Annotated in this window: 13 protein-coding genes and 1 pseudogene; 9 read left to right on the top strand and 5 right to left on the bottom strand. The window is 62.7% G+C overall.

Going from position 1 to position 11,636, the window contains the following annotated elements; all coding sequences use genetic code 11:
- Positions 1-137: 137 nt before the first annotated feature.
- Genes EN949_RS27340 through EN949_RS27330 form a run of 3 tightly spaced genes read right to left on the bottom strand, consistent with a single transcriptional unit; the run spans position 138 to position 2,636 of the window.
- Positions 138-554 (bottom strand): cupin domain-containing protein, encoded by a 417-nt coding sequence (locus EN949_RS27340; RefSeq protein ID WP_013529490.1) that lies wholly within the window; start codon positions 552-554, stop codon positions 138-140.
- Between the two features lie 5 nt (positions 555-559).
- Positions 560-1,426: a phosphoenolpyruvate hydrolase family protein gene (locus tag EN949_RS27335; RefSeq protein WP_024504438.1), complete on the bottom strand. Its 867-nt coding sequence runs from the start codon at positions 1,424-1,426 to the stop codon at positions 560-562.
- 13 nt (positions 1,427-1,439) lie between these two features.
- Positions 1,440-2,636, bottom strand: coding sequence for a Tm-1-like ATP-binding domain-containing protein (locus tag EN949_RS27330; RefSeq protein ID WP_063169051.1), 1,197 nt, complete (start codon positions 2,634-2,636; stop codon positions 1,440-1,442).
- Positions 2,637-2,747: 111 nt separating this feature from the next.
- On the opposite strand from EN949_RS27330, the gene EN949_RS27325 reads away from it, so the two are divergent.
- From EN949_RS27325 to EN949_RS27295, 7 genes are all read left to right on the top strand, one after another.
- A complete protein-coding gene (locus EN949_RS27325; protein ID WP_013529493.1) occupies positions 2,748-3,443 on the top strand; it encodes a TetR/AcrR family transcriptional regulator in 696 nt (231 codons plus the stop codon).
- Between the two features lie 359 nt (positions 3,444-3,802).
- Positions 3,803-5,119 (top strand): extracellular solute-binding protein, encoded by a 1,317-nt coding sequence (locus EN949_RS27320; protein WP_013529494.1) that lies wholly within the window; start codon positions 3,803-3,805, stop codon positions 5,117-5,119.
- 65 nt (positions 5,120-5,184) lie between these two features.
- Positions 5,185-6,090, top strand: a complete 906-nt coding sequence (locus tag EN949_RS27315; protein WP_013529495.1) for a sugar ABC transporter permease — start codon at positions 5,185-5,187, stop codon at positions 6,088-6,090.
- A gap of 1 nt (position 6,091) precedes the next feature.
- A complete protein-coding gene (locus tag EN949_RS27310; protein ID WP_013529496.1) occupies positions 6,092-7,051 on the top strand; it encodes a carbohydrate ABC transporter permease in 960 nt (319 codons plus the stop codon).
- Complete coding sequence (locus tag EN949_RS27305; RefSeq protein ID WP_013529497.1) at positions 7,048-7,269, top strand: hypothetical protein; 222 nt, start codon at positions 7,048-7,050, stop codon at positions 7,267-7,269. Before EN949_RS27310 ends, EN949_RS27305 begins: the two co-directional genes overlap by 4 nt.
- The gene (locus EN949_RS27300; RefSeq protein ID WP_063169050.1) at positions 7,266-8,369 is read left to right on the top strand and encodes an ABC transporter ATP-binding protein; all 1,104 of its coding nucleotides are present in this window, start codon (positions 7,266-7,268) and stop codon (positions 8,367-8,369) included. The genes EN949_RS27305 and EN949_RS27300 overlap by 4 nt, the downstream gene beginning before the upstream one ends.
- On the top strand, positions 8,369-9,454 hold the full coding sequence (locus tag EN949_RS27295; protein WP_127366117.1) for an ABC transporter ATP-binding protein: 1,086 nt from the start codon (positions 8,369-8,371) through the stop codon (positions 9,452-9,454). The genes EN949_RS27300 and EN949_RS27295 overlap by 1 nt, the downstream gene beginning before the upstream one ends.
- 13 nt (positions 9,455-9,467) lie before the next feature.
- Here the strand turns inward: EN949_RS27295 and EN949_RS27290 are convergent, their stop codons facing one another.
- A complete protein-coding gene (locus tag EN949_RS27290; protein WP_013529500.1) occupies positions 9,468-9,899 on the bottom strand; it encodes a DUF4437 domain-containing protein in 432 nt (143 codons plus the stop codon).
- A 139-nt stretch (positions 9,900-10,038) separates the two neighbouring features.
- On the opposite strand from EN949_RS27290, the pseudogene EN949_RS27285 reads away from it, so the two are divergent.
- Positions 10,039-10,820: pseudogene (locus EN949_RS27285) on the top strand (MFS transporter); the annotation flags it as partial.
- A 97-nt stretch (positions 10,821-10,917) separates the two neighbouring features.
- On the opposite strand, the gene EN949_RS27280 reads toward EN949_RS27285, so the two are convergent.
- Positions 10,918-11,265 carry a GFA family protein gene (locus tag EN949_RS27280; protein ID WP_063169049.1) on the bottom strand — a complete coding sequence of 116 codons (348 nt, stop codon included), beginning with the start codon at positions 11,263-11,265 and terminating at the stop codon, positions 10,918-10,920.
- Between the two features lie 118 nt (positions 11,266-11,383).
- On the opposite strand from EN949_RS27280, the gene EN949_RS27275 reads away from it, so the two are divergent.
- On the top strand, positions 11,384-11,636 hold a 253-nt coding region (locus EN949_RS27275), incomplete at its 3' end, for an amidase family protein (RefSeq protein ID WP_245472514.1).

Genomic DNA, 11,636 nt, shown 5'->3' with positions numbered 1-11,636 from the left:
GGGTGGAACAGGGGTGGGACGGCCTAGCTGGTATTGAGGCTGCTGCCCCCTCACCCGGATTGCCATCCGGGAAAAGCAATTCGGGGCAATCCGACCTCTCCCCGAGGGCAGAGGTCGGAGCCGGAACCGAGGAAAGATCACTGCCCCGGCGGAATCAGCCTGAAATCCGGCAGCTCACGCAAAACCAGTTCAGGTCCTGCCGGCGAATAGACGACGAACAGCTGCATCGGCCCGTCGCCGGTGTTGAGCGTCGAATGAAAGCGGCTTTCCGGCACGTAGATGGTGCAGCCGGGGCCGACCTTCTCGACCATCGGATTGCCCTTCTCGTCCTCGACCATCTGTTCGCCATGGCCTGAGATGACGAAGATGATTTCTTCCGCGCCCGGATGGTTGTGGCGCGTGTGGCCCTTGCCGGAAGGCAGGTCGACGACCCCGCCGGAAAAGCGGGTTGCGCCATTCACTTCGGGCGCCACCGTCAGCGCCAATTTTCCCCAGTCGAAGCCGAAGGCGCTGACGTCCTTCGGGTACACGAACACTTTGCTCTTGTCGGTCATCTCACTCATCCCTTCTTTTTCTTGAATGTGGTCTTCTGGCCGCCGAGCGCGACGGCCTTGAAATCGGCCGTCTGCTTGGCGATCGCGGCTTCCGCCGGCAGCCGTTCCATCGAGCTGGCGCCATAGAAGCCGTGCAGGCCCTTGGCCTGGGAGAGAATGTAACGGGCGTCGTCGGGCATCGAAATCGGGCCGCCATGGCAAAGCAGGATGACATCCTTGCGCACCGAGCGCGCGGCATTGGCGATGGCGTCGATCTCCTGAATGCAGTCGTCGAGCGACTTGGCTGACGTGGCGCCGATCGAGCCGCCTGTCGTCACACCCATATGGGCGACGACGATGTCGGCACCGGCCTTGGTCATGGCGCGGGCCTCATCCGGGTTGAAGACATAGGGCGTGGTCAAGAGATCGAGCTTGTGCGCCTCGGCGATCATGTCGACCTCGAGGCCGAAGCCCATGCCGGTTTCCTCGAAGCTCTGCCGCATGCTGCCGTCGAACAGGCCGATGGTGGGAAAATTCTGCACGCCGGAAAAGCCCATCGTCTTCAGCTCTGCCAATAGCAGCGGCATGATGACGAACGGGTCGGTGCCGTTGACGCCGGCCAGCACCGGCGTGTGTCTGACCACAGGCAGCACCTCATAGGCCATTTCCTTGACGATCTCGTTGGCGTTGCCATAGGCGAGCAGGCCGGCGGCCGAGCCGCGCCCGGCCATGCGGTAGCGGCCGGAATTGTAGATGATGATGAGGTCGATGCCACCGGCCTCCTCGGCCTTCGCCGACAGGCCGGTGCCGGCGCCGCCGCCGACGATCGGCACGCCCTTGTCGATCATTCCCCTGAATTTCTTCAAGATGTCCTTGCGCGGTATGGCGGGCATTTTTTGAGGTCTCTCACTGTCTGGCGATGTCGAGGAAGGCCGCTGTTGCTGCCTTTGCGAATTCCGGGTCGTTGATATGCAGCGGCAGGCGCGTCACGCGGCGCTTGCCGTTGGGCTTGATGGTGCGCTCGATGGCATCGAACAGAACGGCGTCGGCTTCCGGGTCGAAGAAGGCGCCGCCTTCGATGTCGAGCGCCGAGACGCCTTTTTCCGGGATGAGAAAATGCACCGGTCCCCCGCAGCGGGCGAGCCTGGTGCCGATCCACTCGCCGATCGCACGGCATTCGTCCGCCGTGGTGCGCATCAGCGTGACATTGGGATTGTGTTCGTAGAACAGCCGGTCGCGATAGTGCTCCGGGATGGTCGAAGGCGCCCAGAAGTTCACCATATCGAGCGCGCCGACGGAGCCGACATAGGGCAGCCCCGTGCGTGCGACGGCGCCGAAACGATCCTCCGTCGCCGGCAGCACGCCGCCGAACAGAAGATCGCAGACTTCGGTCGTGGTGATGTCGACGACGCCGGACAGCAAGCCGCTGTCGGCCAGCTTTTCCATGCTGCGGCCGCCAGTGCCGGTGGCGTGGAAGACCATGCAGTCATATCCGGAACGGAGCTGGTCGGCGATGGCGGTCACGCAAGGCGTGGTGACGCCGAACATGGTGAGGCCGATCGATGGTTTGCCGTCGGGTGGTGGCGCCGGGCTGGCCGCCATGCCTGATATGGCTTGAGCCGCGTTGTACAACACGACACGGGAGAGCCGGTTCAGTCCGGCCATGTCGGTCACAGAAGGCATCATGATGATGTCGGAGACATCGACGTAGGGAGCGGTGTCGCCGGAGGCGAGCGTCGAGACCATGATCTTGGGCAGGCCGAGCGGCAGGGCGCGCATGCCCGACGTGACGATCGATGTGCCGCCACCGCCGCCAATGCCGATCATGGCCGCGATGTCGTTGCGCGATTGGGCAAAGCGGGCGAAGGCGATGCCCATTGCGGCGACCGCGGCGCCGCGATCATTGCCGCCGAGCACGGTTTCACTGCCGCCGGGATGATGGTCGGCGATTTCCCTCGCGCTGATATCGACGGGGATGGTTGCGTCGCGCGTTCCGACATCGACACGACAAACGAGGGCGCCCGCAGCCGTGATTGCATCGGCCAGGAAGGCGAGTTCCTCGCCCTTGGTGTCCGCGGTCCCCACCACATAGATACGCTTCATTGCGCTCTCCCAATCCTGGCAGGCGCGATGCCGCCCCCATCGCTCATTGCCCGGGCCACTCGACGATGCGGACGCCATTGCAAATTTTTGAGACGCGCGTATCGTATTGGTATGAATGTCTCACGTCAACAATCCGCTGCGAGCGACGAGGCTGAACGGGCAACCGGCCCAGTGCCCGAACGTGGGCCGCGCGCGCGGACCAAACGGCTGATGCTGGAGACGGCAACAAGGCTGATGCAGGCGGGCGTCACGCCCTCGGTCAGCGAGGTCGCCGAGGCGGCCGAGGTTTCCCGCGCCACCGCCTATCGTTACTTCCCGAGCCAGTCGGCACTGGTGCAGGCCGTCGTCGACGAGGGGCTGGGGCCAATCCTCACCTGGCAATCGACCTCCGCCGATGCCGAGCGCCGGGTCGCCGAGCTGTTCGACACGGCCATGCCGCGCATCGAGGCCTTCGAGGCTACGTTCAAGGCAGCACTGAAGCTGTCGCTCGATCAATGGGCGCGGCGTCAGGCCGGCACGCTGGGCGGTGAGCCCGCCTTTACGCGTGGCCACCGCATCGACCTGCTGAAGGATGCGATCGCGCCGCTCAAGGGCCGTTTGCCGCCGCGCGACTTCAAGCGGCTGGCACAGGCGCTGTCGCTTATCTTCGGCGTCGAGGTGCTGATCGTGCTCAAGGATATCTGGGGGCTGGACAGCCGCCGGACGATGTCGGTCGCACAGTGGGCGGCCGGGGCGCTGGTGCGTGCGGCAGTGGCGGAATCGGTCGATGAAGGAGGCAGCCTCGATCCGAAGGCAGTCGTGAAATAGAGCCTAACTGGTTCGACCAGATTGGCATGCACACTACTGATCTTAGCGGTTGGGTGGGGTATTGGACAATACCCGATCATATCACTGAGTAGGAAAATCTTGGTAAAACAGGCAGATAAAGCGGTAATCCGATGGAAATGGCCACGTCAAGCTGCCAAGAAAGGGCTTGACGCGCATGCAAAATTGGTAATACCAGATTGGATCAGAAAAGCGGATCGAAAGTGAGGGCTGCGATCCATTTTCCGGCGGGGCGAGGAGGCTCGAAACCGGAAAGGTGCGATCACGGGAGGAACTACCAGGGCCGGCCACGTTGCCGGCTCGCACGATAAGGTAGAACGCGCACAAGGGAGGAAATCATTATGCGCAAGTTAGTGACCAGCGTACTTGCTGGTATCGGCTTAACGCTTGCCTGCGGAACGTCCGTTTACGCGCAGGAAAAGTCACTCACCATCTTCTGGGCTGAATGGGATCCCGCAAACTATCTGCAGGAGCTCGGCAACGAGTACGAGAAGCAAACCGGCGTCAAGATCACGGTGGAAACCACCCCGTGGGCCGACTTCCAGACCAAGGCCTTTACCGAGTTCAACGCCAAGGGCAGCGCCTATGACCTGGTCGTCGGCGACTCGCAATGGCTTGGTGCCGCCTCCGAGGGCGGTCACTATGTCGACCTCACCGACTTCGTCAAAGAGAACAAGGTTCTCGACAAGATGGCTCCGGCGACGGTCAAGTTCTACTCCGAATATCCCGGCAACAGCGGCAAATACTGGTCGATCCCGGCCGAGGGCGACGCCGTGGGCTGGGCCTACCGCAAGGACTGGTTCGAGGATCCGAAGGAAATGGAAGCGTTCAAGGCCAAGTATGGCTACGACCTTGCCGTTCCGAAGACCTTCAAGGAAATGACCGACATCGCGGAGTTCTTCAACAGGCCCGACCAGAACCGCTACGGCATCGCCATCTACACACAGAACCAGTATGACGGCCTGGCGATGGGCTTCGAGAACGCGCTGTTCTCGTATGGCGGTGAGCTCGGCGACTTCGGCACCTACAAGGTCGACGGCATCATCAACTCGGACAAGGCGGTGGCCGCGGCGGAAAACTACCGCAAGCTGTTCGGCTTCACGCCTCCGGGCTGGACCAACGCCTTTTTCGTCGAGAACAACCAGGCCATCACCGAAGGCCTGGCGGCGATGAGCATGAACTACTTCGCCTTCTTCCCCTCGTTGATCAACGAGGCGTCGAACCCGAACGCCAAGAACACCGGCTTCTTCGCCAACCCGGCAGGTCCAGGTGGCGAGCAGTTCGCCGCGCTCGGCGGCCAGGGCATTTCCGTCGTCTCCTATTCCAACAACAAGGAAGAGGCGATGAAATTCCTGAAGTGGTTCATCCAGGACGATACGCAGAAGAAGTGGGCGGCCCTCGGCGGCTACACCTGCAACAAGGCCGTGCTGGAATCGGCCGAGTTCCAGAACGCCACGCCCTACAACAAGGCCTTCTACGACACGATGTTCAAGGTCAAGGACTTCTGGGCGGTGCCGGAGTATGCGGAACTGCTGCAGCAGCTCAACCAGCGTGTCTATCCGTACATCGTAAACGGCGATGGTACGGCCAAGGAAATGCTGGATGCGCTGGCGAAGGATTGGGACGCCACGTTCAAGAAATACGGCCGCGGCCAATAACCGACATGTAGTGCGGAGGAGGCCTGCGCCTCCTCCGTTTTCTTTTTCAGGAATGGGAGCAGGTCTTGGCGACCACAATGATCACACCGCTGAATACCTCCTCCAGAGCCGCCTCTCGCGGCCTCAGCGACATTTCGATACGCAACCTCTTCATCATCCCGACGATCGTGTTCCTGATCGTCTTCAACATCTTTCCGCTGATCTATTCGCTCGGCTATTCCTTCACCGACTTCCGCGCATCGACCAATGCGCCGGCCAATTTCGTCGGACTGAAGAACTATCGCGAGCTCCTCAGCGACCCTTATATCTGGAACAATTTCGCGGTGACCGCGAAATACGTCATCGTCTCGGTCGTCGGTCAGGTTGTCGTCGGCTTTGGAACGGCAATGCTGCTCAATCGCACCATTCCGCTCAAGGGCCTGATCACGACATTGCTGCTCTTGCCGATGATGCTCTCGATGGCGGTGGTCGGCCTGTTCTGGAAGCTGCTCTACGATCCGTCCTGGGGTGTCATCAACTACGTGCTCGACCTCGGCAAATTCCAATGGCTCGGCGACCCGAAGATGGCGCTCTACGCGGTCGCGTTCACGGACATCTGGATGTGGTCGCCCTTCGTCATGCTGTTGTCGCTCGCCGGGCTTTCGGCGGTGCCGAAGCATCTTTACGAAGCTGCCGCGATCGACCGCGCCGGGCCGTTCTATACCTTCTTCCGCATCACGCTGCCGCTGGTCGCGCCGATCCTGATGATCGCGGTCATCTTCCGCACCATGGAAGCCTTCAAGACTTTCGATCTTGCTTATGTGCTGTCGACGCAGCCGAGCACGGAGGTGATTTCCATCCGTCTCTACAAGATGGCTTTCCAGGAATGGCAGACGGGGCGCTCCTGCGCGCTTGCCTATATCGTGCTGATCATGGTGCTGGCGATCACCAACATCTATGTGAAATACCTCAACAAAGTTAAGGAGCGCTGAGATGGCGGCCGTCCAGACTTCGGGTGAACGGGCGCTCAACAAGGTCGCTATTGTCGCCGTCCTTTTGGTGACGATCATCTTCCTGGCGCCGATCTACTGGATCGTGGCGACCTCGTTCAAGCCACGCAACCTGGCCACGACGATCCCGCCGACGGTGATGTTCGAGCCGACCATCTCGCCTTTCGTCAAACTTTTCACAAAGCGCTCACAGTTGCGCAGCCCGCCGTCGGCCGAAGAATATGCCGCCGCCCCGTGGTGGGAGCGCGTCGTGTTCGACGGCGGCGAGAAGATCGTGCGCGACGGCAAGGGCCAGGTGCAATGGTCGGGATATCCGAGCCGCTTCCTGAACTCGCTCATCATCGCCATCACCTCGACGGTGTTGGCGGTCGGCATGGGGACATTCACCGCCTATGGCTTCTCGCGCTTCAAGGTGAAGGGGGAAGCGGACCTGCTCTTCTTCATCCTGTCGACGCGCATGTTGCCGGCGGTGGTGGTCGCCATCCCGATGTTCCTGATGTACCGGGCAGTCGGGCTCAACGATACGCATCTGGGCCTGATCATTCTCTACACCGCCTTCAACCTGTCCTTCTCCGTGTGGCTGATGAAGGGTTTCATGGACGAGATTCCGAAGGAATATGAGGAGGCCGCGCTTGTCGACGGCTACACGCGCATGGAGGCGTTCTTCAAGATCGTGCTGCCGGAGGCCGCCACGGGCATCGCCGCCACCGCCGTGTTCTGTTTCATCACCGCATGGAACGAATACGCCTTTGCGCTGATCATGACCAACCGCCGCGCCCAGACCGCGCCTCCCTTCATCCCGAGCCAGGTCGGTTCGGGCCTGCCGGACTGGACGGTGATCGCCTCCGGAACCTTCCTGTTCCTGCTGCCGGTCGCCATCTTCACCTTCCTGCTTCGCAATCATCTGCTGCGCGGCATGTCCTTCGGAGCGATCCGCAAATGAGTTTTCGCGCCTTCAACCAGAAATACCTTGAACCTGGGTCGCAGATATTGATGGTGCTCGGCATCGTCGCGCTCTGCCAGCCCTGGAACATGCTGCTGCACAGCTATGGCCTGACCATCATCCTGATCGGGCTCGTCGGCTTCAACGTAACCTCCAAGATCGCGCCCGAGGAGAAGGCCGGCACCGGCCAGGTGCGCAATCCGGGAGCACAGCATTGACCCAGATCGAGCTTCGCGGCGTCCAGAAATTCTTCGGCGCCGTCCAGGTCATCAAGGACCTGAACCTCAAGATCGCCGACAACGAGTTCATCGTGCTGCTCGGCCAATCGGGCTGCGGCAAGACGACGACGCTGCGCGCCATCGCCGGGCTGGAAACCATCGACGAGGGCGACATCTTCATCGACGGCAAGCCGGTGCAGCATTTGAAGGCCGCCGATCGCGACATCGCCATGGTGTTCCAGTCGTTCTCGCTCTATCCGCATATGAGCGTCTACGAGAACATCGCCTTCCCCTTGCGTGCCACGCGCAAGAGCAAGACGGAGATCGACAGCGAGGTGCGCTCCGTCGCCAAGACGCTGCAGATCACCGACCTGCTGGACAAGAAGCCGTCGGCGCTCTCGGGTGGCGACATGCAGCGCGTCGCCATTGGCCGCGCTCTGGTGCGGCGGCCGAAAGCCATGCTGATGGATGAGCCGATCGGCGCGCTCGACGCCAAGCTGCGCGAGGAGATGCGCGCGGAAATCAAGCGGCTGCACATCAAGCAGGGCTCGACCACCATCTATGTCACGCACGACCAGATCGAGGCCATGAGCCTGGCCGACCGCATCGTCATCATGCACGCAGGCGTCTTGCAGCAGGTCGGCACGCCCGACGAGGTCTATTCGCAGCCGGCAAATCTGTTCGTGGCGCAATTCGTCGGCAGCCCGGTGATGAATGTCACCGATGCGGCGGTGGCCGAGACGACGTCCTCGGTTTCGGTGACGGTCGGTGGAGCCGCCGCCGGCTTCGAGTTCCCGCGAGCCCTGCTGTCGAAGCTCAACGGCCATGCCGGCGGCCAGTTGGCGCTTGGCATACGGCCGGAAGGCGTGCTCATCCGGCGCGAGGCGACCGAGGGCTTCGTGCCTGTCGACACACATATCGTCGAGCCGCTCGGCTCCTTCGACATCGTCGATCTCAAGGTCGGAACCGAGTTGCTGCGGGCCCGCACCAAGAGCGGCTTCGTTGCCGGACCCGGTGAAAGGGTCTTCGCCAGGATCGACCCGACCCAGGCGCATTTCTTCGACAAGGCAAGCGGCAAGTCGCTTGAGGTGAGACTCTGATGGCCCATATCCAGCTCAAGAACATCTCGAAGACCTTCGGCAACCACACGGCGCTCACCGGGCTCGATCTCGATATTGCCGATGGCGAGTTCTTCGTGCTGCTGGGCGAGACGGGCGCCGGCAAGACGACGACGCTGCGGCTTATCGCCGGCCTGGAGAAGCCCAGCGAAGGCCAGGTCTTCATCGACGGCGTCGACGTTGCCGACTGGGGTGCGGCCGAGCGTGACGTGGCGCTGGTGCTGCAGCAATATTCGCTCTATCCGCGCTACACGGTGCGCGAAAATCTCGAATTCCCGCTGAAGCCGAAAATTCGCCGGCTGCCCGACGCCGAGATCAAGGACCGTGTCGACCGTGCCGCCCGTACGCTGCGGATCGAGCATCTGCTCGACCGCAAGACGGATCGGCTGTCCGGCGGCGAGATGCAGCGCGTCTCGATCGGCCGCGCCATCGTGCGCAAGCCGCGTGTGTTCCTGATGGACGAGCCGCTGTCTGCGCTCGACGCCAAGCTGCGCGAGGCGCTGCGGACTGAACTGAAGAACCTGCAGATACAGCTCGGCGCCACCTTCCTGTTCGTCACCCACGATCAGATCGAGGCGATGTCGATGGGTGACAAGGTCGGCGTGCTCAACCATGGCCGAATCGTCCAGACCGGCACACCGCATGAGATCTACAACAATCCACGCGACACCTATGTGGCGAGCTTCGTCGGCTCGCCGCCGATGAACCTCATCGACGGCAAGCTCGTGAACGGCCGCGCGGTGATGGCGCCGCTGAATTTCGAATTGCCTTTTTCAGGGGGTGCCAAGGCGGGCGGGGCGACCGATGGTCGCCCGCTCGTCTTCGGCATTCGTCCCGAGGACGTCCATCTCGAGAGCGGCGCGCCGGTCGAGGCGCGTGTCCACGACGTCGAGAACCACGGCGTCGAAAAGATCCTGACGCTGCGCGTCGGCGACACGACACTGCGTGCCACCGTGCCGGCCAGGACCGATGTCGCCATCGAGCAGGCGGTGCGCTTTGCCTGGAACCCCGACAAGGTGGTGCTGTTCGACAAGGGCAGCGGCGTCAGCTTGCGACACGCCTCATAGGCTGCATGCGAGCCTATTTCTGGAAGTAGGTTTCGTAGGGCGTGTCGTTGATCAGCAGGATCACGCATTCCGTGTCGGAGACGCAGGCGTCGTCATGCATCTCATTGGCTTTCTGGGTCCAGTAGGATCCAGGAGGCAGTTCGACCTTGGTCGCCTCGCCGCCATCCATCTGCCAGTGCGCCCACATCCCCTTTATGACCACCGCACGGTAATCCGCGGTGTGCGCATGGACCGGTGCGCGCCAGTTGCCGGGAACCTTCAGCAACGTGCCTGCCGGACCCTTGGCCCGCTCGCCCCACAATGGGCCAAGACGATGCGGCTGGTCGGGTACTTCCGCCACATAGGGGATCTTGTCGGCCGGCAGGTAGCTGTCCTCGAGGGCAAAGGCGCGCCCGGGAACCGCAAGCATGACGGCGAGTGCGATGAGCTTCGGATGATTTGGCATTGGTTCTCCTCTTCGGACCGGCTTGCCGCCGGCCTCTCGCTGCCTGGTTCTGGCAAGCTATTGCATGCGGTTGGCCTGGCAATGGCATTGCGTCCGGAAGGCTTGGCAATTCATCCAGACCCGGCAATCCACGGCCACGCTGCGGCTGGTGCCGATGCGATTGATGCCGCGCGCCATGTCGATCATCCTGATCGGCGTTTCGCTGGCGACCGTCTGTGCGGCGCCGGTCGGCGCCTATGTCGGTGACATCTGGGGCTGGCGCACGGCCTTCATGATTGCGACCGTGGTCGCCGCCCTGGCGCTGCTGGTGCAGCTGGCCACCATTCCGAAATTGCCCCCCCGTGGGTGTGGCAAGCTTCCGCACCTTGCTCGACGTGCTGAAGCGTCCGTCGATCAGAGTGGCGCTGCTGGTCGCTTCGTGACACTTTGCCGGCTTCACCTATGTCCGTCCCTTCCTCGAGAAGGTCCCCGTGCTCGACATCGAGACGATCTCGCTGGTGCTGCTGGCCTATGGCATTGGCGGCTTCTTCGGCAATGTCGCCGGCGGCATCCTGGCCGAGCGCAGCCTCAAGGCAGCCGTTGGGCTGGCGCCCTTGCTGATCGCACCGGCCGCCGCCTCGATGCTGGTTTTCGGAGCTTCGCCGACGATCGCCGCTGCCGCCGTTGCGGTCTGGGGCTTTGCTTTCGGCGCGGTTCCGGTCGGGCTGCGGAGCTGGCTGGTGCGGGCAGCACCCGACCAGGCAGAAAGCGCCGGCGGACTGATGGTGGGCGACGTTCCAGGTGGCGATCGCGCTCGGCGCCGTCTTCGGCGGCCTGCTGGTCGACCACACCGGCGTCGCCAGTGCCTTCGCCCATTGCGGCGCGGCGACATTGCTGGCGGCCAGCGTGGTGTTCCTGCGCGGCCCGAAGCAGGCCGAGTAGCCTCGCCGCAATCAGGTTTCCCTGACACCTGCGCGTCGGCCCGAGAACCATCACGGTTTTCGGGTCGACGCCGTTGTGACGGCAGCGACGAACGAACTCAGGCCGACCGCCCGTCGAAATCGAAGACCGACAGGGTCGAGGGGTCGAGATCGGCCACGCAGTTGATGTTGATGTAGGCGCTGCGTTCACGGCCCTCGCGGACATCCTCCGCAAAGGGATGGATGCCGCAGGCCCGGCAGAACCGGTGCGCGATGGCATGATTGCCGAATGTGTAGGTGCCCAAATCGTCGCCCCAGGCCAGGACCCGCAAGGTCCCGTGCGGGATGGCACACAACAGGGCGCCCTTGCGCGAGCAGATCGAGCAATTGCACCTGATGGCGCTGGTCAGTTCGGCCTTGAATTCGAAGGCGACCTTGCCGCAGTGGCAACTGCCTTTGTAGAGCATCGGATTTTCCTCGCATTCGACAGGGTGCAAAACCGTCTGCGCCGGGTTAAGTCTCGGCAAGCCAGGCACTGGCCGCTATCCCTTAAGACGTTCAAGGCGTCCGGAGTCCGACCCGAAAATGCAATCCGTCCGTGATCATCTGGAAACCATCCTTGCGCGCCTCGCCGCCCGTGCCGGCGAAGAGCGTGTGTTCACGAAGCTCTATGCCGAAGCCGCGCGGGCCGCGGCCGATGCCAGCGATGCGCGCAGCCAAGCCGGCGTGACGCTCGGGCCGCTCGACGGCACCATCGTCTCGATCAAGGATTTGTTCGATGTCGCCGGCGAGCCAACCACGGCCGGCTCGCTGATGCTCAAGACCGCAGCACCTCCGC

The organism is Mesorhizobium sp. M7A.F.Ca.US.007.01.2.1 (assembly GCF_003998165.1).
Taxonomy (GTDB): Bacteria; Pseudomonadota; Alphaproteobacteria; order Rhizobiales; family Rhizobiaceae; genus Mesorhizobium; species Mesorhizobium ciceri.
This window is presented reverse-complemented; position numbering and strand designations above follow the sequence as displayed.

Bases quoted from the DNA above. Each gene is read 5' to 3' on its own strand.
- EN949_RS27340 (WP_013529490.1), bottom strand. From the start codon at position 554: ATGACCGACAAGAGCAAAGTGTTCGTGTACCCGAAGGACGTCAGCGCC.
- EN949_RS27335 (WP_024504438.1), bottom strand. From the start codon at position 1,426: ATGCCCGCCATACCGCGCAAGGACATCTTGAAGAAATTCAGGGGAATG.
- EN949_RS27330 (WP_063169051.1), bottom strand. From the start codon at position 2,636: ATGAAGCGTATCTATGTGGTGGGGACCGCGGACACCAAGGGCGAGGAA.
- EN949_RS27325 (WP_013529493.1), top strand. From the start codon at position 2,748: ATGAATGTCTCACGTCAACAATCCGCTGCGAGCGACGAGGCTGAACGG.
- EN949_RS27320 (WP_013529494.1), top strand. From the start codon at position 3,803: ATGCGCAAGTTAGTGACCAGCGTACTTGCTGGTATCGGCTTAACGCTT.
- EN949_RS27310 (WP_013529496.1), top strand. From the start codon at position 6,092: ATGGCGGCCGTCCAGACTTCGGGTGAACGGGCGCTCAACAAGGTCGCT.
- EN949_RS27305 (WP_013529497.1), top strand. From the start codon at position 7,048: ATGAGTTTTCGCGCCTTCAACCAGAAATACCTTGAACCTGGGTCGCAG.
- EN949_RS27295 (WP_127366117.1), top strand. From the start codon at position 8,369: ATGGCCCATATCCAGCTCAAGAACATCTCGAAGACCTTCGGCAACCAC.
- EN949_RS27290 (WP_013529500.1), bottom strand. From the start codon at position 9,899: ATGCCAAATCATCCGAAGCTCATCGCACTCGCCGTCATGCTTGCGGTT.
- EN949_RS27280 (WP_063169049.1), bottom strand. From the start codon at position 11,265: ATGCTCTACAAAGGCAGTTGCCACTGCGGCAAGGTCGCCTTCGAATTC.